This window comes from Paraburkholderia haematera (genome assembly GCF_905220975.1).
Taxonomy (GTDB): domain Bacteria; phylum Pseudomonadota; class Gammaproteobacteria; order Burkholderiales; family Burkholderiaceae; genus Paraburkholderia; species Paraburkholderia haematera.
In genome coordinates, this window is sequence record NZ_CAJNBK010000020.1 from 34,629 (window position 1) to 60,777 (window position 26,149).

Consider the following 26,149-nt stretch of genomic DNA (forward strand, 5'->3'; position numbering starts at 1 on the left):
CGCTCGCGGTGTTCATGCTGTTCACGCTGCAATCGGTTCGCCCGCGCGTTCTACGTCGAGTGTTTCGGCGTGGAACGCCGCGAGCGATTCGCGATGCGCGACACTGACGATCGCCGCCTTTGGCAGCCGCTCGGTGAACAGATGATAGAGACGCGCCTCGTTTTCCGCATCGAGCGCGCTAGTCGCTTCGTCGAGGAACAGGTAGTCCGGCTTGTGCAGCAGCACGCGGGCGCCGGCGAGACGCTGTTGTTCGCCCGGCGAGAGAATGCGCGTCCAGTGTCCCGATTCCTGCAGGCGGTCGGCGTACTCCGACAGGTGGCAGGTGACGAGTGCTTCGCGGCATTCTTCGTCGGTGTAGGTATCCGCGGAGGACGGATAGGCGAGTGCGGCCTTCAGCGTGCCGATCGGCATGTAGCTGACCTGCGGGATGAACATCATGCGGGCGTTGACCGGTGCGTCGATCGAACCGTCGCCGAACGGCCACAAGCCGGCGAGCGCGCGCATCAGCGTGCTCTTGCCCGAGCCGGACGGACCCCGCACCAGCCAGCGTGAGCCCGGCGTGATCGCGATATCGCGAATGCGCGAGAGCGGATTGCCGTTCGGCAGCGCGAGCTGGAGGCCGTCGGTGGTGAGTTTGTCTTCGTCGACGAAATGCAGGTTGATGCCGCCGTGCGCGGTGGCGGGCGACACCGATTCCTTCAGACGCGGCGCATGCATGATACGGCTAAATTCACGCAACCGGTTCACGGTAGCGCGCCATTCAACGAGGCTGCCGTAACTGTTGATGAACCACGAAAACGAATCGCTGACAGTGCCGAACGCGCTCGAAATCTGCATCAGCACGCCGAAGGTGAATGCCCCTGCGAAGTAGCGGGGCGCGGCGACCACCAGCGGAAAGATGATTGCAATCTGGCCGTAAAAGGCCGTTACGAAGGTGAGCCGCTTGGTGTACTTCATCACCTGCCACCAGTTGTCGCGGATCCGGCCGAACAGCGAGTGCGTGTTCTTCTTCTCGGTCTCCATGCCGTCGTAGAAGGCGATCTGCTCGGCGTTTTCACGCAGACGGATCAGGCCGAAACGGAAATCCGCCTCCACCTTCTGCGCCTGGTAGTTGATCGACACGAGCGGGTGGCCGACCTTCTGGATGATCAGCGAGCCGACCACCGCGTACAGCGCCGCGGCCCACACCATGTAGCCCGGAATCTGCACCGGCATGCCGCCGAGCGATACGGTCAGCGCACCGGCCAGCGACCACAGGATCGTCATGAACGAGACCAGCGTGACGACCGTGGACAGCAGGTCGAGCGTCAGCGAGAGCGTGGTGGTGGCGAGCGATTGGAGGTCGTCGCTGATCCGCTGGTCCGGGTTGTCGGCGAGCCGGTCGCGTTCAATCCGGTAGAAGGCGCTGTCATGCAGCCATTCGTTGAGATAGCGCGTGGTCAACCACTGGCGCCAGCGGAAGCCGAGCATCTGGCGCAGATAGCGGCCGTACACGGCAAGGATAATGAAGCCGAACGCGAGCCCCGAGAACACCATCAGCAGGTGCGGAAAGTCGTGCACGTTCTTGGCTTGCAGCGCGTTGTAGAAGTCGGCGCTCCAGCGGTTCAGGCGCACGTTGATCCACACGATGAGCAGGTTCATCACGATGATCGCGATGAGCAGCCCCCACGCCGTTTTTCGTTCTTCAGAAACCCAGTAAGGTTTGATCAGGCTCCAGGCGGAGACTCTATCGTCTGGCGGCAGCGCGGGGCTGGAAGCGGTATTCGGTGTCATGAGCATCCTGATGAAGTGCTGGCCCATCGGGGCTGGCCCCAGTCGGGCCGGCTCCACGGCGGGTTTGCGGTGCGTACCCTGGGCGTCGTGCTCGACGAACGCACGCCCGGGAGAGCGTCCGATTCTGGCGCGAAGGCCTTAAGTGAAAATTAATTTCCGCTCAACGGCCTCGCCCCCGGTGCCGCCGTCGCGCATGTGGCTAAGCGTACCGCCCGCGCGGGGCTCCTGCGGCATCCGGTCTTGGCATTGTGCCAGAGCGTTGCCTCCGGCCGTATTGGCGAATCGAAAGAGGGTGCCGGATCAACTGCGCGCGATTGCGTGGGCCGCTGGTTTGCGGCCGCCGCGCCTTTTATGGTCTAATGACCTTCGACGAAACAGGGGTGCTTTGCCCACAGGCTGCGTGATTCTCACGCAGCGGCGGCGAGGCTGAGAGAGACCCTTTGCACCCGATCCGGGTAATACCGGCGCGGGAAGTTTCCGGAAGCAGCCAGTCTTCCATTCCCCGCCGGGCGGCGTCCGTCATTGGACGCGCGTATTGCCCGGCCGGCCTCACCCGCCGGTTTCGTCCTGGGTACGTGCGTTTTTGGGCCGTACGGAAAGGACTCGATGACCGCCTATTCTTCAGACATGTGTTTTGCTCTTCGCCACGCCCTCGTCGGTTATGTCGGCGCGCGGTGCGGCTTTAGCGTGGCTTGCCGTTGCGGCTCGGAGTGGGCGCGATGAACCGTTCTGCTCAACCGGATTTCGCAGTACTTGGCGGCGGGCTGTGCGGGCGCCTGGTCGCGTGGCGTCTCGCAGGCGTTGGGTATCGCGTGGCGCTCTATGAGCGCGGCGATGCTGCGGGCTCGCAATCCGCGGCCTGGGTCGCCGCTGCCATGCTGGCGCCGCTGGCCGAAGCTGCCAGCGCCGAACTGCTGATCACCCGTCTCGGCGCGAGTTCGCTCGACACCTGGCCGCAAGTGCTGGCCGAGTTGCCCGAACCGGTGTTTTTCCAGCGCAATGGCACGCTGGTCGTGTGGCATCACGCCGACCGGACCGAAGCGCCGCTGTTCGAACGCCGCGTGCGCTCGAACGCGCCTGCCGAATTGCTCGACGGTGGCTTCGTGACGCTGGCCGGTGCCCAGCTCGGCGCCGCCGAACCGGCATTGGCGGGTCGCTTCAATCAGGGCTGGCTGCTGCCGCGCGAAGGCCAACTGGATAACCGTCAGGTGCTCTCCGCGCTCGCTGCGGGCCTTGCCCAGCGCGGTGTCGAAACGCACTGGAACACGCCGGTCGACGATCATGCGCTGCCTCCCGCGCGCATCATGATCGACTGCCGGGGTCTGGGCGCGAAGCCCGTGCTGCCCACGTTGCGCGGCATCCGCGGCGAAGTCGCCCGGGTGCATGCGCCCGGTATCAAACTGACGCGGCCGGTGCGGCTGCTGCATCCGCGCTATCCGCTGTATATCGCGCCGAAGCAGGACGATCTCTACGTGATCGGCGCGACCGAGGTGGAGGGCGAGGACATGTCGCCGGTCAGCGTGCGCTCGGCGCTCGAGTTGCTGAGCGCGGCGTTCTCCGTGCATCCCGGCTTTGGCGAGGCACGCATCCTTGAACTGAATTCGCAGTGCCGCCCGACTTTGCCGGACCACCGTCCGGCCTTGCTGTGGGATGGCGCGCAGACGCTGCGCGTGAACGGCCTGTACCGGCACGGCTACATGATCGTGCCCGAAGTCGCCGACGAAGCCGTTCGCTTCGCCGCGGCGCTGCTCGACGGCCGCATTGGCGACGCCGATGCTTTCGCCGACTGGCAAAGTGCAGTGCGCTGGAGCGAACTGTTTCAACTGGATTCCACGCGGGAGCCGGCATGAGCGCTGTGCGCCTGCGGGTGAAATAACCGCAGGCAAACAGGCGCGCGCCGCTACCGCTATCGATTGAACCGTATTCGAACATCATGAACATTCATATCAACCAGAAGCCGTTGTCGCTGCCCGAAGGCGCGACTGTCGCCGATGCGCTTGCCGCATTCGGCGCGCGTCCGCCGTTCGCGGTGGCGCTAAACGGCGATTTCGTCGCGCGTACCCAGCATGCGGCGCGCGCGCTGCAGCCGGGCGACAAGCTCGATGTCGTGCAACCCGTGGCCGGCGGTTAAGCCCCGCTCCACGCCTTGCCGGAGACCAGGACTATGCAAATGACTTCCCCCCAAACCGCCGACGCGCTCACGCTCTACGGCGAAACCTTCGCGAGCCGCGTGCTGCTCGGCACCTCGCGCTATCCGTCGCTGCAATCGCTGTCCGATTCGATCGACGCGGCGCGGCCCGGCATGGTGACTGTCGCGCTGCGCCGGCAGATGAACGAAGGCGGCGCCGAAGTCGGCTTCTTCGACCTGCTCAAGCGCCACGGCGTGCCGCTGTTGCCCAATACCGCCGGCTGCCTGACTGTCGGCGAGGCGGTGACAACCGCGCACATGGCGCGTGAAATCTTCGAAACCGATTGGATCAAGCTCGAACTGATCGGCGACGACTACACGTTGCAGCCCGATCCGGTCGGCCTGATCGAAGCAGCCGCCCAGTTGATCAAGGACGGCTTCAAGGTCCTGCCGTATTGCACCGAAGATCTCGTGATCGGCCGCCGTCTGCTCGATGCGGGCTGCGAGGCCCTGATGCCTTGGGGCGCGCCGATCGGCACCGGCAAGGGCGTCATCAATCCGTACGGGCTGCGCGTGTTGCGTGAACGCCTGCCGGATGTGCCGCTGATCGTCGACGCCGGCCTCGGCGTGCCGTCGCATGCAGCGCAAGTGATGGAGTGGGGCTTCGACGGCGTGCTGCTGAACACCGCCGTTTCGCAGGCGACGCACCCCGACGCAATGGCGCGCGCCTTTGCGCTGGGTGTCGAAGCGGGCCGCCAGGCTTTTCTGGCGGGACCGATGGCCGAGCGCGAAAGCGCGCACGCGAGCACGCCGGTGGTCGGCATGCCGTTCTGGCATCAAGACGGGAGCGCCGCATGACGCAAACTTTGCCTTTGACCGGCCGCGACCTCTTCTGGCCGCCCGCCGATGAACTCACCGAAGCCGCCGAGCGGATCCGCGCCCGCCTGGGTGAGTGGCCGCCGACGCATGCGCCGTGGCGCATCTGCCTGACCGCGCCGGACGAGCCGAACGGCGGCGATCTGATCGTCGTCGCCGACGCGCAGCAGCATGGCGAGCAGGTGGCGCGCTGGCTGGTGCAGGGCGCCGGCGTGATCGTCGCCGCCGAGAATACCGCGGCGCTCCATCTGGGCGGCGAGACATACCGTCTGGAAGGTCATCTGGCGGAAGACTGGATGCCCGCGCTGGCAGCGTTTCTGGATTGCGGCTTCGACCCGCATGACGCGCTGGTGCTGGCTCTGGCCTGGCGCGACGGCGACGAAACCAAAGCGGACGACGCCTTTCCGGCCGATATCGCGCATTTTCCGCGCCTCGCCGGCCTACCGGCCGCGCCGGCGCAAGCGTTCGCGCGTTGTCCGGACCGGCTCGGTCTGTATCCGGTGCTGCCGACCGCGGAGTGGGTGGAACGGGTGGTGGGTTTTGGCGTGAAAACAGTCCAGTTACGCCGCAAATCGGCCGAACCCGCCGACGAACTGAAGCGTGAAATCGCCCGCTGTGTCGCTGCCGGCCGTGAGCACGATGCCCAGGTTTTCATCAACGATCACTGGCAAGCCGCGCTGGAAGCCGGTGCCTACGGCGTCCACCTCGGCCAGGAGGACCTGCATACGGCCGATCTGTCGGCACTTGCCACCGCCGGCATCCGGCTCGGTCTGTCGACACACGGTTTCTACGAGATTCTGAAGGCGCTGCACTTCCGGCCCAGCTACATTGCGTTGGGCGCCGTGTTCCCGACCACCACCAAGGTCATGCCGACCGCGCCGCAGGGCCTCAAGCGTCTCGCACGGTATGTCCGCCTGCTCGATGGCGTCGTGCCGCTGGTGGCGATCGGCGGGATCGATCTGCAGGTGCTGCCGGACGTGCTGGCAACGGGCGTAGGCTGCGCGGCTGTCGTGCGCGCCGTGACCGAGGCCGCCGACCCGGCTGCCGCGGTTTCTGCGCTGCAATACGGGTTTACGCAATAATCGTCATGTTCAGTAAAGGGACAGGGCACCTCACGGCAGCTTTTGCATGATGGCCCTATAATTCGGCCTTCCGTGTAAAAGGACTGTCAGTTTCGTGTCTTCCTCCCCCGAGACCCTACTCGAGCTGCGCGACGTCGACTTCGGTTATGGCGACCGGCTCGTCCTGTCGAACCTGAATCTGCGCTTCAAGCGCGGCCAGGTCGTCGCGGTTATGGGCGGCTCGGGTTGCGGCAAAACCACCGTGCTGCGTCTGATCGGCGGTCTGGTGCGCGCGCAGCGCGGCCAGATCCTGTTCCATGGCCAGGATATCGGCCAGCAAACGCGCGACGGCCTGTACGCGCTGCGCCGCAAGATGGGCATGCTGTTCCAGTTCGGCGCGTTGTTCACCGACATGTCGGTGTTCGAAAACGTCGCCTTCGCGCTGCGCGAGCACACCGACCTCCCCGAAGAACTGCTTCGCGACCTCGTGCTGATGAAGCTCAACGCGGTCGGGTTGCGCGGCGCGCGCGACCTGGCGCCGTCGGAGATTTCAGGCGGCATGGCGCGGCGGGTCGCGCTGGCCCGGGCAATCGCGCTCGACCCCGAGCTGATGATGTACGACGAACCGTTCGCCGGCCTCGACCCGATCTCGCTCGGCATCACCGCGAATCTGATTCGCGCGCTGAATCAGGCACTTGGCGCGACATCGATCCTCGTGACGCACGACGTGCCGGAGTCGTTCGCGATTGCCGATTACGTCTATTTCCTCGCCAACGGCGGGGTGCATGCCGAAGGCACGCCGGCCGAGCTGCGCGCGTCGACCGATCCTACGGTGCGCCAGTTCATCGATGGCGCGCCGGACGGCCCGTTCAAATTCCACTACCCCAGCAAGACGCCGCTCGCGGCGGACTTCGGCATCGGCGGAGGTCAGTCATGATCAGTGCGTTGGGTCGCTCGGTGATCGACGGCTTGGGCACGGCCGGCTATGCCACGCGTTTCTTCTTCCGGCTGCTGCTCGAGTTTTTCCCGCTGCTGCGCCGGCCACGACTTGTCACGAAGCAGATCCACTTCGTGGGTAATTATTCGCTGGTGATCATCGCCGTGTCGGGTCTGTTCGTCGGCTTCGTGCTCGGTTTGCAGGGTTATTACACGCTGAACCGCTACGGCTCCGAGCAGGCGTTGGGGCTGCTGGTTGCGCTTTCGCTGGTGCGCGAACTCGGGCCGGTGGTCACGGCGCTCCTGTTCGCGGGCCGCGCCGGCACGTCGCTCACGGCCGAGATCGGTTTGATGAAGGCGGGCGAGCAATTGACCGCGATGGAAATGATGGCGGTCGATCCGGTGAAAGTGGTGGTGGCGCCGCGCCTATGGGCGGGCATCATTTCCATGCCGATTCTCGCCGCGATTTTCAGCGCGGTCGGCGTATTCGGCGGTTATGTGGTCGGCGTGCTGCTGATCGGCGTTGACGCCGGCGCGTTCTGGTCGCAGATGCAAGGCGGCGTCGATGTCTGGCGCGATGTTGGCGCCGGGGTCATCAAGAGCGTGGTGTTCGGCCTCGCGGTGACCTTTGTGGCGCTGTTTCAGGGCTACGAAGCCAAGCCGACGCCGGAAGGCGTGTCGCGCGCCACGACCAAGACGGTCGTGTACGCGTCGCTTGCGGTGCTCGGCCTCGATTTTCTGCTGACCGCACTGATGTTCAGCTAAGACTACGCTGCACGTTTCCGCTCAGCGGGGCGCGCCTGGGGTTGCGCGTGACCGGAGCGGGAGCAGCGTGGCGGATTCACTTTGGGATGACGATGAAAAAGACTGCTCTCGACTTCTGGGTCGGCCTGTTCGTGGTGTTGGGTTTCGTGGCGTTGCTGTTTCTCGCGCTAAAGGCCGGCAACATGAGCTCGTTGTCGTTTCAGGCAACGTACCCGGTCAAGCTCAAGTTCGACAATATCGGCGGCCTGAAAGCGCGCGCACCGGTGAAGAGTGCGGGCGTGACGGTCGGCCGGGTTGCCTCGATCGGCTTTGACAGCAATGCGTATCAGGCTGTCGTCACGATCGACATCGACAAGCAATACCCGTTTCCGAAAGACACCTCGGCAAAGATCCTGACTTCGGGTCTGTTGGGCGAGCAATACATCGGGCTCGAACCCGGTGGCGACAGCGAGATGCTTAAAGCAGGTGACACAATTTCGATGACACAATCGGCGATCGTGCTCGAAAACCTGATTGGACAATTCCTGTATAGCAAGGCCGCGGACTCGGGCGCATCCAAGCCGGGCGCGGGTTCGGCTGCACCTGCGGCCGCCCCAGCCACGGCGCCAGCGCCGGCGGCGCCGACTCTGCCCGCTTCTGGCGCGGCCGGTCAATAAGGAGAATAAAAATGCAGACCCTACGCCTACGCGGCGTGCGCACCGCCCAGATCGCGACGTTCGCGCTCGCGGCCGCTGCGCTCGCCGGCTGCTCGACCGTGCAGACGCCGACCAAGGGCGACCCGCTCGAGGGCTTGAACCGCACGATCTTCACCGTCAACGACAAGCTCGACCAGTACGCGCTGAAGCCGGTCGCGAAGGGCTACGTGTTCATCACGCTGCAGCCGGTGCGCGACAGCGTCACCAACTTCTTCTCGAACATCGGCGACGTCTACATCGCGGCGAACAACCTGCTCCAGTTGAAGATCACCGATGGCGTCGAAGACATCATGCGGATCGTGATCAACACGGTGTTCGGCGTGGGCGGTCTGTTCGACGTGGCGACGCTCGCCAAGCTGCCCAAGCACGACAACGACCTCGGCCTGACGCTTGGCCACTACGGCGTGCCAGCGGGCCCGTACCTTGTGCTGCCGCTGTTCGGGCCGAGCACGGTGCGCGATGCGGTCGGTTCGCTCGGCAACTACTATGTGAATCCGCTCAGCTACATTCATCCGAATGGTCTGAGCTGGGCGCTGTACGGCCTGAACGTGGTCAACACGCGCGCGAATCTGTTGAGTGCGAGCGATGTGCTGGAAGGCGCCGCGCTCGACAAGTATTCGTTCGTGCGTAATGCGTATCTGCAGCGCCGCCAGTATCTGCTGTCGGACGGCAAGCAATCGCAGTCACTGCCGAATTACGGCGATGAAGCACCGCTGCCGAAGTACGACGACGTCGACGGCGGCGCGGCTGCAGCGCCGGCGGGCACACAAGGTGCTGCCGCGAAGGCGTCGGGCGCGTCAGGTACGGCAGCCGCAACGCCGCCGCAAGCTGCGTCGGCGACTGGCGCCACCACGGGTACAACCGGCACGGCGGCTGCACCGGAAGCCGCCTCCGGCACTTTCGAATCGCCGCCGCTCGATCTGAACGGCGGTCCGGAAACCACGCAGATTCCGGCCGGCCAGCTGGTCCCGCCGACGCGTTTTAACTTTCCATCATTTAAATTGCGTTGATCGTGCAGCCGTAACACCTCGATACGACTCTCGCAGTTTGCGCATGGATTGCCGCTGAACTCGCGTGTTAATGTCGGCTCCAACGATTGCACAATTTTTAAGGCAAGGCTCGATATGAAAAAATTCTTCCTGATTCCGTTGTTTGCTGCGTTGTTTTCGTTCGCTAGTGCCGGTGCATCGGCACAAACGGTCGACTCCAGTTCGCCCGACGGCCTGATCAAGACCGTCACGCAGCAGGTGATCGACGCGATCCACGCCGACAAGTCGATCCAGCAAGGTGACATCACCCACATCACGCAGCTCGTCAACGAAAAGATCCTGCCTTACACCGATTTCCGCCGGACCACGCAACTGGCGATGGGCCGCAACTGGCGCACCGCGACGCCGGAGCAGCAAAACGCCGTGGTCGAGCAGTTCAAGATGCTGCTGATCCGCACGTACTCGGGCGCGCTCGCCCAGGTCCGCGACCAGCAGATCCAGTACAAGCCGTTCCGCATGAACCCGGACGACACCGACACGGTGGTGCGCTCGGTGGTGATGAATAACGGCTCGCCGATCGAACTCGACTACCGTCTGTACAAGACGCCGCAAGGCTGGCGCGTGTATGACATCAACGTGCTCGGCGCATGGCTGATCCAGGCGTATCAGCAGCAGTTCAACGAGCAGATCCAGCAGAAGGGTGTGGACGGACTGATCCAGTTCCTCACGCAGCGCAATCAGCAACTGGCTGCGGGCAAGCAGTCGTGAGCGAAGTGCTGAACGCCGCCGTCGTAAGCCGCTTCGAAAGCGGCGCGACACTGACCCACGAGAGCGCGAAAGCCGCGCTCGAGGCGGGTTTGCAGCGCATCGCCGCGGGCGCGAACGGCGTCGACTGCGCGCCGCTCGCGCAATTCGATTCGTCCGCGCTTGCCGTCCTGCTCGCGTGGGAGCGTGCCGCCCAGGCACGCGGTGTCCCGTTCGAGATCGTCAACCTGCCGGCTGGTCTCGCCAGCCTCGCACAAGCCTACGGCGTCGACACGCTGCTTTCAGCGCGACATTGACGCTCCACTAGCGTCACTTCCAATCGCCCCGGCCGAGCCGGGGCTGCCGATTTTTGCCCTATAATCAAACGTTTTTCGGGGCACATAACCGGCCCCAATTTCGTCCCTTCCAGCACTTTTGCGCCCCCTCAGGGCTCCTTTAGGCGCCGCTCCGCACGCGGCCCACAGTCATGTCAGCCATAGAAATTCGTAACGTCAAGAAGCGCTACAAGGACTTGCAGGCGCTCAAGGGCGTCAGCCTCACGGTGGAAGAAGGCGAGTTCTTCGGACTGCTCGGTCCGAACGGCGCGGGCAAGACAACGCTCATCAGCATCCTCGCCGGTCTCGCGCGCGCCGACGAAGGCAGCATCGCGGTGCGCGGCCATGACGTAGTCAGCGATTTCCGCGACGCGCGCCGAGCGCTCGGCGTGGTGCCGCAGGAGCTCGTGTTCGATCCGTTTTTCACCGTGCGCGAAACCTTGCGCATCCAGTCCGGCTACTACGGGCTGCGCAATAACGACGCGTGGATCGACGAGATCATGGCCAATCTCGACCTCACCGACAAAGCGGACGCCAACATGCGCGCGCTGTCGGGCGGCATGAAGCGCCGCGTGCTCGTCGCGCAAGCGCTGGTGCACCGTCCGCCGGTGATCGTGCTGGATGAGCCGACTGCGGGCGTCGACGTCGAGTTGCGCCAAACCTTGTGGAAATTCATCTCGCGCCTGAATCGCGAAGGGCACACGATCGTGCTGACCACGCACTATCTGGAAGAAGCCGAATCGCTGTGCGACCGCATCGCGATGTTGCGGCGCGGTGAAGTCGTCGCGCTCGAGCGCACGAGCACGTTGCTGCAGCGCTTTGCGGGCATGCAACTGTTCCTGCGTTTTACCCAAGGCACGTTACCGGTGGAGTTGCGTCCGCTCGAAGTGGAAAGCGGCTTGAGCAACGGCAACGGCCATCAGCATCTGCTGCGTCTGACGAGCTATGACGACGTCGAACGGATTCTCGCGCAGTGCCGTTCAGCGGGCTGTACATTCGAAGAAATCGAGGTCCGCAAAGCTGACCTCGAAGATGTGTTCGTTCAGGTGATGAACGGTCCGGAAGTGATCGAGGGGCTGGCATGAGCGGCTTTCGCACGCTGTTTTACAAGGAAATCCTGCGTTTCTGGAAGGTGGCTTTCCAGACCGTGCTGGCGCCGGTTATTACCGCGCTGTTGTATCTGACGATTTTCGGCCACGCGTTGCGCGGTCACGTTCAGGTCTATCCGGGTGTCGAGTACACAAGCTTTCTGATCCCCGGCCTCGTGATGATGAGCGTGTTGCAGAACGCATTCGCGAATAGCTCGTCCTCGCTGATCCAGTCGAAGATCACCGGCAACCTGGTGTTTGTGCTGCTGCCGCCGCTCTCGCACTACGAGATGTTCGGCGCGTACGTGCTTGCTGCCGTGGCCCGTGGTCTGGCGGTCGGCTTCGGCGTGTTCATCGTGACAATCTGGTTCGTGCCGGTCAGCTTCAGCGCGCCGCTTTACATCATCGCGTTCGCGATTTTCGGCGCGGCAATTCTCGGCACGCTCGGCTTGATCGCCGGCATCTGGGCCGAAAAGTTCGATCAGCTCGCCGCATTTCAAAACTTTCTGATTATGCCGCTCACGTTCCTCTCGGGCGTGTTCTACTCGACGCATACGTTGCCACCGGTGTGGCGTGAAGTGTCGCGGCTCAATCCCTTTTTCTACATGATCGACGGCTTTCGCTACGGTTTCTTCGGGATGTCGGATATCAATCCGCTCGTGAGCCTTGCGATCGTTGCCGGTTTCTTTGTGGTGCTGGCCGTGGTGGCGATGCGCATGCTCGCGTCCGGCTACAAACTGCGCCACTGATCAGGAGCTTCTCTCATGTTGCCGACTCCCGAACAGGTCAAGCAATACATCGCGGCTGGGCTCGCTTGCCAGCATCTCGAAGTCGAGGGCGACGGTCAGCATTTCTTTGCGACCATCGTCTCGCCGAGCTTCGAAGGCAAGCGTTTGATCGCGCGCCATCAACTCGTGTACGCGGCGCTTGGCGACCGCATGCGCGAAGAAATCCACGCGCTCAGCATGAAGACGCTGACGCCCGCCGAATGGCAAAACGCGTAATCTGGAAATTTAGTGCGAATTACTCAAGAAGGGCGCGACGCCGGTAGTGGCGCGCCGAACACGGTCAAAGCAGGCCCGGCTGAAGTCCGGGTCAATCAGGAACTGACAGGCATGGATAAACTCGTCATTGAAGGTGGCTACCCGCTGTCGGGTGAGGTCGTCGTCTCAGGTGCCAAGAACGCGGCGTTGCCGATCCTGTGCGCGGCATTGCTCAGCGCGGAACCGGTGCATCTGGAAAACGTGCCCGACTTGCAGGACGTGCGCACGATGCTGAAGCTGCTCGGCCAGATGGGCGTGCAGATCGAGAGCAGCGAGGGACGGGTGTCTCTGGATGCGTCGAAGGTCGATAACCTCGTCGCGCCGTATGAACTCGTGAAGACCATGCGTGCGTCGATCCTCGTGCTCGGCCCGCTGGTGGCGCGCTTCGGTCACGCCAGGGTGTCGCTGCCGGGTGGCTGCGCAATCGGCGCGCGTCCGGTGGATCAGCACATCAAGGGTTTGCAGGCCATGGGCGCCGAAATCACGATCGAGCACGGCTTCATCGAAGCGCGCGCGAAGCGTCTGAAGGGCGCGCGCATCGTGACCGACATGATTACGGTGACGGGTACCGAAAACCTGCTGATGGCAGCGGTTCTTGCCGAGGGCGAGACGGTGATCGAGAACGCCGCGCGTGAGCCGGAAGTGGGCGACCTTGCGCATCTGCTGGTCGAGATGGGCGCGAAGATCGAAGGCATCGGCACCGACCGCCTGGTGATTCAGGGGGTCGACGCGCTGCATGGCGCCAAGCACACGGTGATTCCGGATCGTATCGAAGCCGGCACCTTCCTGTGCGCGGTCGCGGCTGCCGGCGGCGATGTCACGCTCCGTAAGGTACGTCCGCTGATCCTTGAAGCCGTCACCGAAAAACTGCGCGAAGCCGGCGTCACGATCGAAGAGGGCGACGACTGGATGCGCGTGCGGATGGACAAGCGTCCGAGCGCGGTGAGCTTCCGCACGTCCGAATACCCGGCGTTCCCGACCGACATGCAAGCGCAGTTCATGGCGCTCAACACGATCGCGGACGGCACCTCGCAAGCCGTCGAAACGATCTTTGAAAACCGCTTCATGCACGTGCAGGAATTGAACCGCCTCGGCGCGAACATCACGATCGACGGCAACACCGCGCTCGTAACCGGCGTCGAGAAGCTGTCCGGCGCGAAGGTGATGGCAACCGATCTGCGTGCGTCCGCGAGCCTTGTGATCGCTGCGCTGCGTGCCGAAGGCGAAACGCTGATCGACCGCATCTATCACCTGGATCGGGGTTACGACCGGATGGAGAGCAAGCTCAACGCCATCGGCGCCAAGGTGCGCCGCATCGCCGGGAGCCAGGCATGAGTTCGATGCCGCAAACTTCGTCTTCGCCGGCCGTGAGCGCACCGCTCACGCTGGCTTTGTCGAAAGGGCGTATCTTCGAAGAGACGTTGCCGCTGCTCGCCGCAGCCGGCATTGAAGTGGCCGAAGATCCGGAAACCTCGCGCAGACTGATTTTGCCCACTACGGACGCGAACCTGCGCGTGATCATCGTGCGCGCCACGGACGTGCCGACCTACGTCGAATACGGCGCAGCCGACTTCGGCGTGGCCGGCAAGGACGTGCTGCTCGAGCACGGCGGTAGCGGGCTGTATCAGCCGGTTGACCTGGATATCGCGCGTTGCCGGATGTCGGTCGCGGTGGCGGCCGGATTCGACTACGCGAACGCGGTGCGCCAGGGCGCACGCCTGCGCGTGGCGACCAAGTACGTCGAAACCGCACGGGAGCATTTTGCCGCCAAGGGCGTGCACGTCGACCTGATCAAGCTGTACGGTTCGATGGAACTGGCGCCGCTGGTCGGCCTCGCCGACGCGATCGTCGACCTGGTGAGTTCGGGCAATACCCTGCGCGCCAACAATCTTGTCGAGGTGGAAGAAATCATGCAGATTTCGTCGCGCCTCGTTGTGAACCAGGCGGCGCTGAAGCTCAAGCGCGCCGCGCTGCGGCCGATCCTCGATGCGTTCGAACGCGCGTCGAAGGCTGGCACTGCGGCAGCCTGAATCGTTTGACCACGCGTGTGGTCAAACTTTTAACGCGCGCCTTACCGAAACGGATACCCGTATGTCTATCAAGATTCGCAAACTCGATTCCAGCGCACCCGACTTTCAAAAGGCGCTGCACGCGGTGCTCGCGTTCGAGGCGAGCGAAGACGAAGCGATCGAACGCTCGGTCGCGCAGATTCTGAACGACGTGAAGGCGCGCGGCGACGCCGCGGTGCTCGAGTACACGAACCGCTTCGACCGTGTCGAGGCGAAGAGCGTCGAGGCGCTCGAGTTGCCGATGTCCGAACTCGAAGCGGCGCTCGAAAGCCTGGAGCCGAAGCGCCGCGCGGCGCTCGAAGCGGCGGCGGCGCGCGTGCGCGGTTATCACGAGAAGCAGAAAATCGAGTGCGGCAGTCATAGCTGGCAGTACACGGAAGCCGACGGCACCGTGCTTGGCCAGAAGGTGACGCCGCTGGATCGCGCGGGTATCTATGTGCCGGGCGGCAAGGCGGCGTATCCGTCGTCGGTGCTGATGAACGCGATTCCGGCGCGCGTGGCCGGCGTGCGCGAAATCGTCATGGTCGTGCCCACGCCGGACGGCGTGAAAAATCCGCTGGTGCTCGCGGCTGCCTTGCTGGGCGGCGTGGATCGCGTATTTACGATCGGCGGGGCGCAGGCGGTGGGCGCATTGGCGTACGGCACGGAAACGGTGCCCGCAGTCGACAAGATCTGCGGACCGGGCAACGCCTATGTCGCGTCGGCCAAGCGCCGTGTGTTCGGCACGGTCGGGATCGACATGATCGCCGGTCCGTCGGAAATTCTCGTGTTGTGTGACGGCACGACGGACCCGCGCTGGGTCGCGATGGACCTGTTCTCGCAAGCCGAGCACGACGAGCTCGCGCAATCCATCCTGCTGTGCCCGGACGATGCATTCATCGCCCGCGTGCGCGATGCGATCAACGAACTGCTGCCGAGCATGCCGCGCCAGGACGTGATCCGCACCTCGCTCGAAAACCGCGGTGCGCTGATCAAGGTCCGCGATATGGCCGAGGCCTGCGCGATCGCCAACGACATTGCACCGGAACACCTCGAAATCTCCGCGCTGGAGCCGCACCAATGGGGCCAATTGATTCGCCATGCCGGCGCGATCTTCCTCGGCCGCTACACCAGCGAAAGCCTCGGCGACTACTGCGCGGGGCCGAACCACGTGCTGCCTACGTCCCGCACCGCACGGTTCTCGTCGCCGTTGGGCGTCTACGATTTCTTCAAGCGTTCGAGCGTGATCGAGGTCAGTGCTGAAGGTGCGCAGACGCTCGGCGAGATCGCCGCCGAACTCGCCTACGGCGAAGGCCTGCAGGCGCACGCCCGTAGCGCTGAATACCGGATGCGGCAAGGCGGCGGCGAGCGCGGCTGACCGGTCAGGGGCGCCTGCGGGCACCGAACCGGTGCCCGCGAACATCACCGACGGATTTCACGCGGTTTCCCGTTTAATAACGACAATACAGACCAACCTGGGGTAGTCCGCAAGCCGCCGATCCCGGGCGGCGTCTTTCATGCGGCCCGGTCCACTGACTTATGACGACACCTCAAGACATCATCCGCCGCGACGTGCTCGCGATGACGAGCTATCCGGTTCCGGACGCCACGGGCTATATCAAGCTCGATGCGATGGAAAATCCGTTTCCGCTGCCACCGGTGCTCGCTGCCCATCTGGGCGAGCATCTGGCCGGCGTCGCGCTGAACCGTTACCCGGCGCCGCGCCCGGAAGCGCTGATCGAAAAGATCAAGCGCGTGATGAGCGTGCCCGCGGGTTGCGACGTGCTGCTCGGCAACGGCTCGGATGAAATCATCAGCATGGTGTCGGTGGCTTGCGCAAAGCCGGGCGCCAAGGTGCTCGCGCCGATGCCGGGTTTCGTGATGTATCAGATGTCGGCGAAGCTGGCGAATCTGGAATTCATCGGCGTGCCGCTGAAGCCCGATTTCACGCTCGACACCGAAGCGATGCTGGCGGCGATTGCCGAGCATGAACCGGCGATCGTCTATCTGGCCTATCCGAACAACCCGACCGGCACGCTGTACGACGACGCGGACATGGAGCGCATCATCGCTGCGGCGAACAAGAGCCTGGTGGTGATCGACGAGGCGTACCAGCCCTTCGCGCAGCAAAGCTGGTTGCCACGCGCCGACGCGTTCGACAACGTCGTGGTGATGCGTACCGTGTCCAAGCTCGGTCTGGCCGGCATCCGCCTGGGTTATCTGGTCGGCAAGCCCGCCTGGCTCACCGAATTCGACAAGGTGCGTCCGCCCTACAACACCAACGTGCTGACGCAAGCGGCCGCCGATTTCCTGCTAGACCACGTCGACGTGCTCGACGCCCAGGCCGCGCAATTGCGTGAAGAACGCACGAAACTCGCGCAAGCCGTGGCTCAATTGCCGGGCGCCGAAGTGTTCCCGAGCGCCGGCAACTTCCTGCTGGTGCGGGTGCCTGACGCATCTGTTATGTTCGAAACGCTGCTGGCAGCACGGGTTCTGATCAAAAACGTGAGTAAAATGCATCCATTGCTGGTCAATTGCGTGCGTTTGACCGTCGGTTCGCCCGAAGAAAACGCTCAATTGATCGCCGCACTGAAACTCGTGCTGCACTGAACGGCGTGCCAAATGGCCGCGTGAGCGCTTCTCCGCCCAGCGGACAAGCGCACGCGGCCCGCCGTTTTCCCATCCCACACACCTAACGCTTTCTAGCTAGATTCGAGGAATTACCATGCGCCTTGCGGAAGTCGTTCGCAACACCAGCGAAACGCAGATCCGTGTGAAGATCAATCTGGACGGCACCGGTCAGCAGAAGCTGGCCACCGGCGTGCCGTTTCTTGATCACATGCTCGACCAGATCGCACGGCATGGATTGTTCGACCTCGACATCGAAGCGCATGGCGACCTGCATATCGACGACCACCACACGGTCGAAGACACCGGCATCACGCTGGGCCAGGCCGTCGCAAAGGCAATCGGAGACCGCAAGGGCATTCGCCGCTACGGTCATTCTTACGTCCCGCTCGACGAAGCGCTGTCGCGCGTCGTGATCGATTTTTCCGGACGTCCGGGCCTCGAATTCCATGTGCCGTTCACGCGCGCGCGCATCGGCACGTTCGACGTCGATCTCTCCATTGAATTTTTCCGCGGCTTCGTGAATCACGCTGGCGTCACGCTGCATATCGACAACCTGCGCGGCCTGAACGCCCATCATCAGATGGAAACGGTGTTCAAGGCGTTCGGGCGTGCATTGCGCATGGCCGTCGAACTGGACGAACGCGCGGCGGGGCAGATTCCGTCGACCAAAGGCAGCCTTTAAGCTTTAAGCGCCCATTTACCAGTCTCGTGACCAGGACCGGACGCGCTTCGACGCGTCCGGTGTGCGATGGATATTCTGAAGTCGTTTATTTCGCTGCTGGCGCTGATTAACCCGGTCGGCGCCATTCCGTTCTTCATGAGCCTGACGGCGCATCAGGGCGACGCGGAGCGGCGCAGAACCATCCGCATCGCGGCGATTTCGGTGTTCTGCGTGATTGCGGTGACCACGCTGCTCGGCCAGCAGATCATCAGCTTCTTCGGCATTTCGGTCGGGTCGCTCGAAGTGGGCGGCGGGATCATCATGCTGCTGATGGCGATCAACATGCTGAACGCGCAGATCGGCAACAGCCGTTCGACGCCGGAAGAGCGCCATGAAGCCGAGCAGAAGGACAACATCGCGGTCGTGCCGCTGGCGATCCCGCTGTTGACCGGCCCGGGCGCGATCAGCACCACGATCATTTACGCGGCCGGCTCGGCGCACTGGTACGACCGGCTGAGCCTGATTGCGATCGGTGCGGTGTTGGCGGCGATCTGTTTTTTTTCGCTGCGCCTTGCTGAACCGATTGCCCGGTGGGTGGGTCGCACGGGTATCAACATCGGCACGCGGCTGATGGGTTTGATGTTATCGGCGCTGGCGGTGGAATTCATCGTCGACGGATTGAAGGCATTGCTGCCTAACTTGAAATGAAAACTTCGATAGCGATTGTGGATTACGGAATGGGCAACCTGCGCTCGGTTGCTCAGGCATTGCGCCGCGCCGCGCCGGAAGCGGACGTGGCGATCGTCGATCAGCCCGAAGCGATCCGCTCGGCCGGCCGCGTGGTGCTGCCCGGCCAGGGCGCCATGCCCGACTGCATGCGCTGTCTGGCCGAATCCGGCCTGCAGGAGGCGGTCATTGAAGCCTCGCGCACCAAGCCGCTGATGGGCGTGTGCGTCGGCGAGCAGATGCTGTTCGACTGGAGCGCCGAGGGCGATACGCCGGGCCTCGGCCTGTTGCCGGGCAAAGTGCTGCGCTTCGACCTGGAAGGCCAGGTGCAGGACGACGGTTCGCGCTTCAAGGTGCCGCAAATGGGCTGGAACCGTGTGCGCCAGGCGCAGCCGCATCCGCTGTGGGATGGCGTCGCAGACAACGCTTTCTTCTACTTCGTGCATAGCTATTACGTCGTGCCGGACAACGCGGCCCATACGTCGGGCGAAACGGTGTACGGTGTGCCCTTTACCTCGGCGGTGGCGCGGGATAACATCTTCGCGACCCAATTCCACCCGGAAAAGAGCGCCGAAGCGGGGCTGCGCGTGTATCGCAACTTCGTGCACTGGAACCCGTGAGCGCCTTTCTTCCTCCCGTTGCTGCGTGTCGTTCCGCCACAAGCGGGGCATCGGCTGTGCGCTACAGCCGAAGCAAGACAATTTCGCTTCAATTCGGCGCTCCGCAAGGGCGTCGAAAGAGTTGTACTAAACTAGCGAGACGGCGTTGTGGCGGGCTGGTTTGTCAGCCGCTGCCGCCGACCTTTAACCACCTCCCAGACAACACCCGATTGCTATGCTGCTGATTCCCGCCATCGACCTGAAAGATGGTCACTGTGTACGCCTCAAACAGGGCGATATGGACCAGGCGACGATATTTTCCGAGGAACCGGCGGCGATGGCCCGGCATTGGGTCGATCGCGGCGCCCGCCGTCTGCACCTCGTCGACCTGAATGGCGCGTTCGCCGGCAAGCCGAAAAACGAAGACGCGATCCGCGCGATCATCGAGGAAGTAGGGGGCGAGATTCCCGTCCAGCTGGGCGGCGGCATCCGTGACCTGAACACGATCGAGCGCTATCTGGACGACGGTTTGTCGTACGTCATCATCGGCACGGCCGCGGTGAAGAATCCGGGCTTCCTGCAGGATGCGTGCACGGCTTTCGGCGGCCATATCATCGTCGGGCTGGATGCGAAAGACGGCAAGGTCGCGACCGACGGCTGGAGCAAGCTGACCGGTCACGAAGTAGCCGATCTGGCGCGCAAGTTCGAAGATTACGGCTGCGAGTCGATCATCTATACGGACATCGGCCGCGACGGCATGCTGCAGGGCATCAACATCGAAGCCACGGTGCGTCTCGCACGCGCGGTGAAGATTCCGGTGATCGCAAGCGGCGGTTTGTCGAACCTCACGGACATCGAGTCGCTGTGCGAAGTCGAGGTCGAAGGCATCGAAGGCGTGATCTGCGGCCGGGCGATCTACTCGGGCGATCTGGATTTCACGGCTGCGCAGACCCTCGCAGACCGGCTGCGCGAATCGGACGACGCCTAAGGCTCAATGCTCTTTGCGTCGCGGTCGACCCGGAATCGACGCAGCAGCGGACTTGGAAGCGGACGCAACGGCGCGTCCCGAAGGCGCGTCACGCCGCAGGTGTTTCTGTTCGACACTCTCGCGGCCTGACGCGGCGAGCCGCGCCGGCACTGTGCCGCTCGTGAAGATTCAGGCGAGCGGCCTCATCAGCGGTATTGGCAGAATTGCAAGATCATGGCTCTAGCTAAACGCATCATCCCCTGTCTCGACGTCACGGCTGGACGCGTGGTCAAAGGCGTCAACTTCGTCGAACTGCGCGACGCGGGCGATCCCGTAGAAATCGCGCGCCGCTACGACGATCAGGGCGCCGACGAACTGACCTTCCTCGACATCACCGCCACCTCCGACCAGCGCGATCTGATCCTGCCGATCATCGAAGCGGTCGCCTCCCAGGTGTTCATTCCCCTGACGGTCGGCGGCGGCGTGCGCGCTGTCGAAGACGTGCGGCGGCTGCTCAACGCGGGCGCGGACAAGATCAGCATGAACTCGTCGGCGGTCGCGAATCCGCAACTCGTGCGCGACGCGACGGACAAATACGGCTCGCAATGCATCGTCGTCGCCATCGACGCCAAGCGCGTTTCTGCAGACGGCGAAGCGCCGCGCTGGGAAGTTTTCACGCATGGTGGGCGCAAGGCCACCGGGCTCGAAGCCGTCGAATGGGCGCGCAAGATGGCCGAGCTGGGCGCGGGCGAGATCCTGCTGACCAGCATGGACCGCGACGGCACCAAGAGCGGCTTCGATCTCGCGCTCACGCGGGCGGTGTCCGATGCAGTGTCGATTCCGGTGATCGCCTCGGGCGGCGTCGGCTCGCTGCAGCATCTGGCCGACGGCATCAAGAACGGCCACGCGGACGCGGTGCTGGCCGCCAGCATCTTCCACTACGGCGAACACACCGTGGGCGAGGCCAAGCGCTTCATGGCCGATCAAGGCATTTCGGTGAGGTTGTGACGTGGTGAATCCCTCTTCAGTCGATTGGCTCGACAAAGTCAGGTGGGACGCGAACGGCCTCGTGCCGGTGATCGCGCAGGAAGCGTCGACCAACGACGTGCTGATGTTCGCGTGGATGAATCGCGAAGCCCTGGCAAAAACCGTCGAAACCGGCCGCGCGGTGTACTTCTCGCGTTCGCGCCAGCGCCTGTGGTTCAAAGGTGAAGAGTCCGGCCACGTGCAGCATGTGCATGAAGTGCGGCTCGATTGCGACGAAGACGTCGTGCTGCTGAAGGTCGAGCAGGTGTCGGGCATTGCGTGCCACACCGGCCGCCACTCGTGCTTTTTCCAGAAATTCGAAGGCACGGTTGAAGATGGCGGCTGGGCCGCTGTCGATCCCGTGTTGAAAGACCCCGAACACATCTACAAATGACGCAATCCACGCAATCCACGCAATCCACGGAACCCGCTTCGTCCACGAACGACACGTTGCTGCGCCTCGCGGCCGTCATCGACAGCCGCAAGGGCGGCGATCCAGATGTCTCGTACGTGTCGCGCCTGTTCCATAAGGGCGATGACGCAGTACTCAAGAAGATCGGCGAAGAGGCCACTGAAGTCGTGCTGGCCGCCAAAGACGTCCGTCAAGGCGGCGCGCCGAAAGCGCTGGTCGGCGAAGTGGCGGACCTGTGGTTTCACTGCCTCGTGATGCTCTCGCATTTTGACCTGAGCCCGGCCGATGTGCTCGCCGAACTCGAGCGCCGCGAAGGCCTGTCGGGCATCGAGGAAAAGGCGCTGCGCAAGAGCCGCGAACGCGAAGAGAACGGCGACTGATTGTCGCCGCCTTGTCGCCCGTCTTGAAGTGGCGAACGTCGACACCCATATTGCACTGAACACATAGGATCGCATCCTCGGGAGGACGCAAGCATGGAACAGTCGCAAGAAAATTATCCGCCGCCGGCCTACCGCAACGCGATCGAGCCCGAGCGCGAACGCAGTCTGCGCACGCTTACGCACGTGCTGTACGCGCTGTACGCGGTCCATTGGCTGACGGGTGGTCTGACGATCCTGATCGCCATCATCATCAACTACATCAAGCGGCCCGATGTGGCGGGCACACCTTACGAGGCGCATTTCGAGTGGCAGATCCGCTCGTTCTGGATGGCCTTGCTGGGTTATGCGATTGGGGCTGTGCTGCTGTTCGTGCTGATCGGCATTCCGGTTCTGTGGGCCGTCAGTATCTGGATGTTGTACCGTATTATCAAAGGCTGGCTGTATCTGTACGATAACAAGCCGTTCGCGAACCCGCGTGGCTGGGTTTGAGTCGAGTCCGGTTGCGGCCGGCTGGGACCTCAACCGTGCCGCACCACGATTCGCGCGCTAGCCCTACTGCATCAGGAATACGATGAGTCACGACCCGAACTGTCTTTTCTGCAAGATCGCCGCCGGCGAGATTCCGTCGACCAAAGTCCATGAAGACGAAGAGTTTGTCGCCTTTCGCGACATCCGTCCGGCAGCCGAAACACACGTGCTGGTGATTCCCCGCAAGCACGTCGCCACGCTCTCGAATTGCACCGAAAGCGAGGCCCCCCTGCTTGGTAGAATGCTTGTTCTGGTGGCGCGTTTGGCCGAACAGTTGGGCGTGGCTTACACCGGTGGCGAAACCGGTTTTCGTACGGTCATCAATACGGGTCCGGGCGGCGGGCAAGAGGTGTATCACCTGCACGCACATATCCTCGCGGGGCCGCGTCCGTGGCAGCGAATGGGCTGACAAAATACCGCGGGCTGCGAGGTGTGCGGCGAGTTTTGGCCGTCGACAAAAATGCGGCCATTGTTTTTGCTGAATTTTACTGAACTGTAATGACGCCGACGCGATCGTCAGGTCAGAATGGCACACCGTGTCGCGGGTTGAATCGGAACAGCTCGCGGCAACGTATAGATGGAGCGTACGCGCTTCGATTCACGCCGTAAGGCGCACGAGTTTTGCCGCATTACGTTGCGGTGTCGGGGTTAAGGAGAGTAGTCATGGGTTCGTTGAGCATTTGGCATTGGTTGATCGTGTTGCTGATCGTGGCGCTCGTGTTCGGCACGAAGAAGCTGCGCAATATCGGCACCGATCTGGGTGGCGCGGTGAAGGGCTTCAAGGAAGGCATGAAGGAGGCCGAAACGCCTGCAGCAGGTGATGCGCAGCAGCGCGAACTGCCGCGCAATGGCACGGTAGATGTGGATGCGAAGGAAAAAGCGCCGCGTTCCGGCGATTACCGCTAAGCCGCGGCCCAACCGCGTTACTGACGGACACTCCACTTCATGCTGGACCTCGGTCTAACCAAGATGGCGCTGATCGGCGTCGTCGCGCTGGTCGTACTCGGGCCTGAGCGCCTGCCTCGCGTCGCCCGCACGGCCGGCGCGCTGTTCGGCCGCGCGCAGCGGTATATCAACGACGTGAAGGCCGAAGTTACCCGCGAAATCGAACTCGACGAATTACGTCGCATGAAATCCGAGTTCGAGGCGGCGGCGAGCAACGTCGAAACTAGCGTTCAGGACAATCTGCGCAAGCATGAAACCGAACTGAACGATGCGTGGAATAGCGGCACGTCGGTGTCGCCGAGCATTGCTGGCGGCGCGCTTGAAGATGCCGGTAATTCGGCATGGCCGACCATAACGCCACCGGCGGGCCTCAAACGCAAGAACTGGCGTGTCAAGCAGACGGCCATGCCCACCTGGTACAAGCGCGCCACCACGCGCCGCACGCGGGTGCAATCGGGTGCGGCGCGCGTGGCGCGGCATACGCCGGCCACTATGCGTCGTCCGACGCGGTTCTTCTGATGATCAGAACGACAATCTCTAACCGAGGGCCGGTGTGAGCGACCCCCAGCAAACCCAGGACGAAGGCACTGAAGAGACCTTCATTTCCCACCTCGTTGAATTGCGCGACCGCATCATCCGCGCCGGCCTTGCCGTCATCGTGGTGTTTGTCGGGCTCGTGTATTGGGCGCCGGACATCTTCCGGCTGCTGGCGCGGCCCTTGATGCAGAATCTGCCGAAGGACGGCAAGATGATCGTCACCGACGTCACCGGCTCGTTCTTCGTGCCGATGAAGGTGACCATGCTGGTTGCCTTCGTGATCGCGCTGCCGATCGTGCTGTACCAGATCTGGGCGTTCGTGGCACCAGGTCTCTATCAGCATGAGAAGAAACTGGTCGTGCCGCTGGTGGGCAGCAGCTACACGCTGTTCCTGTGCGGCATGGCGTTCGCGTACTTCGTGGTGTTTCCGACCATCTTCCGTGTGATGGCGCACTACAACGCGCCGCTCGGCGCGGAGATGACGACCGATATCGACAACTACCTGAGCTTCGTGCTCACCATGTTCCTTGCGTTCGGCGTGACGTTCGAAGTGCCGATTGTGGTGGTGCTGCTGGTTCGCATGAACGTGCTGACCATCAAGAAGCTTAGGGAAATCCGTCCGTATGTGATCGTGGGCGCGTTCGTGATTTCGGCGGTGGTGACGCCGCCGGACGTGTTCTCGCAGTTGATTCTGGCGATTCCGCTGATTGTGCTGTACGAAGCGGGCATCATCGCGGCGCGGTTGATTGTCGGCAAGCAGCCGGTGGCTGTTGAAGACGCAAGTCCGCCGAATTGAACGCCATGCGCTTCACGCGCTAATTGCGCTGGCCGGGTAGTAGCCAAAGGGCCCGGCAAACAAAAAGGGCAGTCCGCAATGGATTGCCCTTTTTGTTTTGCGACGGCGTTGCGTTTGGCTAGCTGCGTTGCGTGTGGCCCTTCGGTGCTTGCCTCTTCTCTCGTCCAGCGACTGCCAAGCCGACGTTGCGCGTGTGTCGACAGCCGCAAACCCTTGGACCGCCTGCACCGCACTATCAACCGCCTTCGTCGTCCTGTTGATCGCCGCCGCCGTTGTCATCCGCCGGTTGCTTCGGCGGCGGTGGACGCTTGCCGATGGTCACGTCGAGATCCATTTCGTGGCTCTTGCGCACCAGGTGAACTTTCGCCGCCGTACCCGGCTTGATCTGTGCGATCACATTCAACAGACGCGTGGTGTCGGTGATCTCCTGGCCGTTCACGCTTACCAGGATATCGCCCGGTTTGATGCCCGCACGATCGGCCGGCCCGTTCTTCAGGACGCCCGCGACAATCGCGCCCGACTTCTGCTCGAGCCCGAACGATTCTGCGATTTCCGGCGTCACGTCCTGCGGCTCCACGCCGATCCAGCCGCGCGTGACCGAGCCCGTCGTGATGATGCTCTCCAGCACGCTGCGCGCGGTCGAGACAGGAATCGCAAAGCCGATACCGAGCGAGCCGCCCGAGCGCGAATAGATGGCGGTATTGATCCCTAGCAGGTTGCCGTTCACGTCGACCAGAGCGCCGCCGGAATTGCCCGGGTTGATGGCCGCGTCGGTCTGAATGAAGTTTTCGAAGGTATTGATACCGAGGTGATTGCGCCCGAGCGCGCTGACAATGCCCATGGTCACCGTCTGGCCGACGCCGAACGGATTGCCGATCGCCAGCACCACGTCGCCCACACGCGTCTGATCCATGCGGCCGAGCGTGATGGTGGGCAGGTTGGTCATGTTGACCTTCAGCACCGCCAGATCGGTCTCAGGATCGACACCGATCACCTTCGCATTGGTGGTGCGACCATCGGCCAGGGCGATTTCGATCTGATCGGCGCCGTCCACGACGTGCTGGTTCGTTAGAATGTAACCTTCCGAACTCACTATTACCCCCGAGCCGAGATTCGACGCGGGTTGTTCCTGCTGCTTACCTTTGTTCTTGTCGCCAAAGAAGTAACGGAATAACGGGTCTTTCGCGCGCGGGTCGGGCGGCAGTGAGCCATCCTTGCTGGAGAACACATTGACGACCGCGGGCATGGCTTTTTGCGCGGCGTCCGCATAGGACGCCTGGGCGGGGCCAGTGCCGATGCCTGGCGCTACTTCCCGAAGGGCGACGATCGGTTCGGCGAGTTGCTTGCCGAATTGCCCTTGACGCTGGAGCCACTGCGGTTTGAGGGTCGCAATGATGAACATCAGCGCCAACAGCACGGTCACCGCTTGGGCAAAGAACAGCCAAAAGCGTCTAAGCATC

Annotated in this window: 31 protein-coding genes and 1 riboswitch; of the genes, 29 read left to right on the forward strand and 2 right to left on the reverse strand. The window is 63.1% G+C overall.

What is annotated here, in order from left to right; all coding sequences use genetic code 11:
- Positions 1–21: 21 nt before the first annotated feature.
- Positions 22–1,773 (reverse strand): ABC transporter ATP-binding protein/permease, encoded by a 1,752-nt coding sequence (locus KHO23_RS26210; RefSeq protein ID WP_211614494.1) that lies wholly within the window; start codon positions 1,771–1,773, stop codon positions 22–24.
- Between the two features lie 366 nt (positions 1,774–2,139).
- A riboswitch (TPP riboswitch) is annotated at positions 2,140–2,263 on the forward strand.
- Between the two features lie 229 nt (positions 2,264–2,492).
- Between KHO23_RS26210 and KHO23_RS26215 the strand changes: the two genes are divergently transcribed.
- The 29 genes from KHO23_RS26215 to tatC all read left to right on the forward strand — a co-directional run bounded on the left by KHO23_RS26215 (position 2,493) and on the right by tatC (position 24,689).
- Complete coding sequence (locus tag KHO23_RS26215) at positions 2,493–3,623, forward strand: FAD-dependent oxidoreductase (protein ID WP_211614496.1); 1,131 nt, start codon at positions 2,493–2,495, stop codon at positions 3,621–3,623.
- 83 nt (positions 3,624–3,706) lie between these two features.
- Complete coding sequence (thiS, locus tag KHO23_RS26220; RefSeq protein WP_176061166.1) at positions 3,707–3,904, forward strand: sulfur carrier protein ThiS; 198 nt, start codon at positions 3,707–3,709, stop codon at positions 3,902–3,904.
- Positions 3,905–3,943: 39 nt separating this feature from the next.
- Positions 3,944–4,759, forward strand: a complete 816-nt coding sequence (locus KHO23_RS26225) for a thiazole synthase (protein ID WP_211614498.1) — start codon at positions 3,944–3,946, stop codon at positions 4,757–4,759.
- Positions 4,756–5,859 (forward strand): thiamine phosphate synthase, encoded by a 1,104-nt coding sequence (thiE, locus tag KHO23_RS26230; RefSeq protein ID WP_211614500.1) that lies wholly within the window; start codon positions 4,756–4,758, stop codon positions 5,857–5,859. The genes KHO23_RS26225 and thiE overlap by 4 nt, the downstream gene beginning before the upstream one ends.
- Before the next feature lie 94 nt (positions 5,860–5,953).
- Positions 5,954–6,775, forward strand: coding sequence for an ABC transporter ATP-binding protein (locus tag KHO23_RS26235; protein ID WP_211614501.1), 822 nt, complete (start codon positions 5,954–5,956; stop codon positions 6,773–6,775).
- A complete protein-coding gene (gene mlaE, locus KHO23_RS26240) occupies positions 6,772–7,539 on the forward strand; it encodes a lipid asymmetry maintenance ABC transporter permease subunit MlaE (protein ID WP_172312138.1) in 768 nt (255 codons plus the stop codon). Before KHO23_RS26235 ends, mlaE begins: the two co-directional genes overlap by 4 nt.
- A 92-nt stretch (positions 7,540–7,631) precedes the next feature.
- Entirely contained in the window at positions 7,632–8,195 is a 564-nt protein-coding gene (gene mlaD / locus KHO23_RS26245) for an outer membrane lipid asymmetry maintenance protein MlaD (protein ID WP_211614502.1), read from the forward strand.
- An 11-nt stretch (positions 8,196–8,206) separates the two neighbouring features.
- The gene (locus KHO23_RS26250; protein WP_211614503.1) at positions 8,207–9,244 is read left to right on the forward strand and encodes an MlaA family lipoprotein; all 1,038 of its coding nucleotides are present in this window, start codon (positions 8,207–8,209) and stop codon (positions 9,242–9,244) included.
- Positions 9,245–9,358: 114 nt separating this feature from the next.
- The gene (locus KHO23_RS26255) at positions 9,359–9,991 is read left to right on the forward strand and encodes an MlaC/ttg2D family ABC transporter substrate-binding protein (protein ID WP_211614504.1); all 633 of its coding nucleotides are present in this window, start codon (positions 9,359–9,361) and stop codon (positions 9,989–9,991) included.
- The gene (locus KHO23_RS26260) at positions 9,988–10,284 is read left to right on the forward strand and encodes an STAS domain-containing protein (protein ID WP_211614641.1); all 297 of its coding nucleotides are present in this window, start codon (positions 9,988–9,990) and stop codon (positions 10,282–10,284) included. Before KHO23_RS26255 ends, KHO23_RS26260 begins: the two co-directional genes overlap by 4 nt.
- A gap of 170 nt (positions 10,285–10,454) precedes the next feature.
- On the forward strand, positions 10,455–11,387 hold the full coding sequence (locus tag KHO23_RS26265; RefSeq protein WP_211614505.1) for an ABC transporter ATP-binding protein: 933 nt from the start codon (positions 10,455–10,457) through the stop codon (positions 11,385–11,387).
- Entirely contained in the window at positions 11,384–12,139 is a 756-nt protein-coding gene (locus KHO23_RS26270) for an ABC transporter permease (protein WP_169487572.1), read from the forward strand. Before KHO23_RS26265 ends, KHO23_RS26270 begins: the two co-directional genes overlap by 4 nt.
- Before the next feature lie 15 nt (positions 12,140–12,154).
- A complete protein-coding gene (locus tag KHO23_RS26275; RefSeq protein ID WP_028199637.1) occupies positions 12,155–12,394 on the forward strand; it encodes a BolA family protein in 240 nt (79 codons plus the stop codon).
- Positions 12,395–12,496: 102 nt separating this feature from the next.
- Positions 12,497–13,768, forward strand: coding sequence for a UDP-N-acetylglucosamine 1-carboxyvinyltransferase (gene murA / locus KHO23_RS26280; RefSeq protein WP_328822006.1), 1,272 nt, complete (start codon positions 12,497–12,499; stop codon positions 13,766–13,768).
- Positions 13,765–14,463, forward strand: coding sequence for an ATP phosphoribosyltransferase (gene hisG, locus KHO23_RS26285; RefSeq protein ID WP_211614507.1), 699 nt, complete (start codon positions 13,765–13,767; stop codon positions 14,461–14,463). The genes murA and hisG overlap by 4 nt, the downstream gene beginning before the upstream one ends.
- A 61-nt stretch (positions 14,464–14,524) precedes the next feature.
- Positions 14,525–15,859: a histidinol dehydrogenase gene (gene hisD / locus KHO23_RS26290; protein WP_211614509.1), complete on the forward strand. Its 1,335-nt coding sequence runs from the start codon at positions 14,525–14,527 to the stop codon at positions 15,857–15,859.
- 161 nt (positions 15,860–16,020) lie between these two features.
- Entirely contained in the window at positions 16,021–17,091 is a 1,071-nt protein-coding gene (hisC, locus tag KHO23_RS26295) for a histidinol-phosphate transaminase (RefSeq protein ID WP_211614511.1), read from the forward strand.
- A 115-nt stretch (positions 17,092–17,206) separates the two neighbouring features.
- On the forward strand, positions 17,207–17,794 hold the full coding sequence (gene hisB / locus KHO23_RS26300; RefSeq protein WP_006052285.1) for an imidazoleglycerol-phosphate dehydratase HisB: 588 nt from the start codon (positions 17,207–17,209) through the stop codon (positions 17,792–17,794).
- Positions 17,795–17,860: 66 nt separating this feature from the next.
- The gene (locus tag KHO23_RS26305; RefSeq protein WP_211614513.1) at positions 17,861–18,481 is read left to right on the forward strand and encodes a MarC family protein; all 621 of its coding nucleotides are present in this window, start codon (positions 17,861–17,863) and stop codon (positions 18,479–18,481) included.
- Positions 18,478–19,119 carry an imidazole glycerol phosphate synthase subunit HisH gene (hisH, locus tag KHO23_RS26310; protein ID WP_211614515.1) on the forward strand — a complete coding sequence of 214 codons (642 nt, stop codon included), beginning with the start codon at positions 18,478–18,480 and terminating at the stop codon, positions 19,117–19,119. The genes KHO23_RS26305 and hisH overlap by 4 nt, the downstream gene beginning before the upstream one ends.
- A 214-nt stretch (positions 19,120–19,333) precedes the next feature.
- The gene (gene hisA, locus KHO23_RS26315) at positions 19,334–20,086 is read left to right on the forward strand and encodes a 1-(5-phosphoribosyl)-5-[(5-phosphoribosylamino)methylideneamino]imidazole-4-carboxamide isomerase (protein WP_211614517.1); all 753 of its coding nucleotides are present in this window, start codon (positions 19,334–19,336) and stop codon (positions 20,084–20,086) included.
- Positions 20,087–20,299: 213 nt separating this feature from the next.
- A complete protein-coding gene (gene hisF / locus KHO23_RS26320; protein ID WP_120296118.1) occupies positions 20,300–21,073 on the forward strand; it encodes an imidazole glycerol phosphate synthase subunit HisF in 774 nt (257 codons plus the stop codon).
- A 1-nt stretch (position 21,074) separates the two neighbouring features.
- Positions 21,075–21,485 (forward strand): phosphoribosyl-AMP cyclohydrolase, encoded by a 411-nt coding sequence (hisI, locus tag KHO23_RS26325; RefSeq protein ID WP_211614519.1) that lies wholly within the window; start codon positions 21,075–21,077, stop codon positions 21,483–21,485.
- The gene (locus tag KHO23_RS26330; protein ID WP_211614522.1) at positions 21,482–21,883 is read left to right on the forward strand and encodes a phosphoribosyl-ATP diphosphatase; all 402 of its coding nucleotides are present in this window, start codon (positions 21,482–21,484) and stop codon (positions 21,881–21,883) included. The genes hisI and KHO23_RS26330 overlap by 4 nt, the downstream gene beginning before the upstream one ends.
- 93 nt (positions 21,884–21,976) lie before the next feature.
- Complete coding sequence (locus KHO23_RS26335; RefSeq protein WP_211614524.1) at positions 21,977–22,372, forward strand: DUF4870 family protein; 396 nt, start codon at positions 21,977–21,979, stop codon at positions 22,370–22,372.
- A gap of 82 nt (positions 22,373–22,454) precedes the next feature.
- Positions 22,455–22,820, forward strand: a complete 366-nt coding sequence (locus tag KHO23_RS26340) for a histidine triad nucleotide-binding protein (protein WP_030100684.1) — start codon at positions 22,455–22,457, stop codon at positions 22,818–22,820.
- Between the two features lie 254 nt (positions 22,821–23,074).
- A complete protein-coding gene (gene tatA / locus KHO23_RS26345; protein ID WP_120289268.1) occupies positions 23,075–23,317 on the forward strand; it encodes a Sec-independent protein translocase subunit TatA in 243 nt (80 codons plus the stop codon).
- A gap of 39 nt (positions 23,318–23,356) precedes the next feature.
- Positions 23,357–23,875 (forward strand): Sec-independent protein translocase protein TatB, encoded by a 519-nt coding sequence (gene tatB, locus KHO23_RS26350; protein ID WP_211614526.1) that lies wholly within the window; start codon positions 23,357–23,359, stop codon positions 23,873–23,875.
- Positions 23,876–23,909: 34 nt separating this feature from the next.
- Positions 23,910–24,689, forward strand: a complete 780-nt coding sequence (tatC, locus tag KHO23_RS26355) for a twin-arginine translocase subunit TatC (protein ID WP_211614528.1) — start codon at positions 23,910–23,912, stop codon at positions 24,687–24,689.
- A gap of 235 nt (positions 24,690–24,924) precedes the next feature.
- On the opposite strand, the gene KHO23_RS26360 is transcribed toward tatC, so the two are convergent.
- On the reverse strand, positions 24,925–26,148 hold the full coding sequence (locus KHO23_RS26360; protein WP_211614530.1) for a Do family serine endopeptidase: 1,224 nt from the start codon (positions 26,146–26,148) through the stop codon (positions 24,925–24,927).
- Position 26,149 lies beyond the last annotated feature (1 nt).

What these genes read in the sequence shown, in the direction of transcription:
- KHO23_RS26210 (WP_211614494.1), bottom strand. Translation starts at nt 1,773, where the DNA reads ATGACACCGAATACCGCTTCCAGCCCCGCGCTGCCGCCAGACGATAGA.
- KHO23_RS26215 (WP_211614496.1), top strand. Translation starts at nt 2,493, where the DNA reads ATGAACCGTTCTGCTCAACCGGATTTCGCAGTACTTGGCGGCGGGCTG.
- thiS (WP_176061166.1), top strand. Translation starts at nt 3,707, where the DNA reads ATGAACATTCATATCAACCAGAAGCCGTTGTCGCTGCCCGAAGGCGCG.
- KHO23_RS26225 (WP_211614498.1), top strand. Translation starts at nt 3,944, where the DNA reads ATGACTTCCCCCCAAACCGCCGACGCGCTCACGCTCTACGGCGAAACC.
- thiE (WP_211614500.1), top strand. Translation starts at nt 4,756, where the DNA reads ATGACGCAAACTTTGCCTTTGACCGGCCGCGACCTCTTCTGGCCGCCC.
- mlaE (WP_172312138.1), top strand. Translation starts at nt 6,772, where the DNA reads ATGATCAGTGCGTTGGGTCGCTCGGTGATCGACGGCTTGGGCACGGCC.
- mlaD (WP_211614502.1), top strand. Translation starts at nt 7,632, where the DNA reads ATGAAAAAGACTGCTCTCGACTTCTGGGTCGGCCTGTTCGTGGTGTTG.
- KHO23_RS26250 (WP_211614503.1), top strand. Translation starts at nt 8,207, where the DNA reads ATGCAGACCCTACGCCTACGCGGCGTGCGCACCGCCCAGATCGCGACG.
- KHO23_RS26255 (WP_211614504.1), top strand. Translation starts at nt 9,359, where the DNA reads ATGAAAAAATTCTTCCTGATTCCGTTGTTTGCTGCGTTGTTTTCGTTC.
- KHO23_RS26265 (WP_211614505.1), top strand. Translation starts at nt 10,455, where the DNA reads ATGTCAGCCATAGAAATTCGTAACGTCAAGAAGCGCTACAAGGACTTG.
- KHO23_RS26270 (WP_169487572.1), top strand. Translation starts at nt 11,384, where the DNA reads ATGAGCGGCTTTCGCACGCTGTTTTACAAGGAAATCCTGCGTTTCTGG.
- KHO23_RS26275 (WP_028199637.1), top strand. Translation starts at nt 12,155, where the DNA reads ATGTTGCCGACTCCCGAACAGGTCAAGCAATACATCGCGGCTGGGCTC.
- hisG (WP_211614507.1), top strand. Translation starts at nt 13,765, where the DNA reads ATGAGTTCGATGCCGCAAACTTCGTCTTCGCCGGCCGTGAGCGCACCG.
- hisD (WP_211614509.1), top strand. Translation starts at nt 14,525, where the DNA reads ATGTCTATCAAGATTCGCAAACTCGATTCCAGCGCACCCGACTTTCAA.
- hisC (WP_211614511.1), top strand. Translation starts at nt 16,021, where the DNA reads ATGACGACACCTCAAGACATCATCCGCCGCGACGTGCTCGCGATGACG.
- hisB (WP_006052285.1), top strand. Translation starts at nt 17,207, where the DNA reads ATGCGCCTTGCGGAAGTCGTTCGCAACACCAGCGAAACGCAGATCCGT.
- KHO23_RS26305 (WP_211614513.1), top strand. Translation starts at nt 17,861, where the DNA reads ATGGATATTCTGAAGTCGTTTATTTCGCTGCTGGCGCTGATTAACCCG.
- hisH (WP_211614515.1), top strand. Translation starts at nt 18,478, where the DNA reads ATGAAAACTTCGATAGCGATTGTGGATTACGGAATGGGCAACCTGCGC.
- hisA (WP_211614517.1), top strand. Translation starts at nt 19,334, where the DNA reads ATGCTGCTGATTCCCGCCATCGACCTGAAAGATGGTCACTGTGTACGC.
- hisF (WP_120296118.1), top strand. Translation starts at nt 20,300, where the DNA reads ATGGCTCTAGCTAAACGCATCATCCCCTGTCTCGACGTCACGGCTGGA.
- KHO23_RS26330 (WP_211614522.1), top strand. Translation starts at nt 21,482, where the DNA reads ATGACGCAATCCACGCAATCCACGCAATCCACGGAACCCGCTTCGTCC.
- KHO23_RS26335 (WP_211614524.1), top strand. Translation starts at nt 21,977, where the DNA reads ATGGAACAGTCGCAAGAAAATTATCCGCCGCCGGCCTACCGCAACGCG.
- KHO23_RS26340 (WP_030100684.1), top strand. Translation starts at nt 22,455, where the DNA reads ATGAGTCACGACCCGAACTGTCTTTTCTGCAAGATCGCCGCCGGCGAG.
- tatA (WP_120289268.1), top strand. Translation starts at nt 23,075, where the DNA reads ATGGGTTCGTTGAGCATTTGGCATTGGTTGATCGTGTTGCTGATCGTG.
- tatB (WP_211614526.1), top strand. Translation starts at nt 23,357, where the DNA reads ATGCTGGACCTCGGTCTAACCAAGATGGCGCTGATCGGCGTCGTCGCG.
- KHO23_RS26360 (WP_211614530.1), bottom strand. Translation starts at nt 26,148, where the DNA reads ATGCTTAGACGCTTTTGGCTGTTCTTTGCCCAAGCGGTGACCGTGCTG.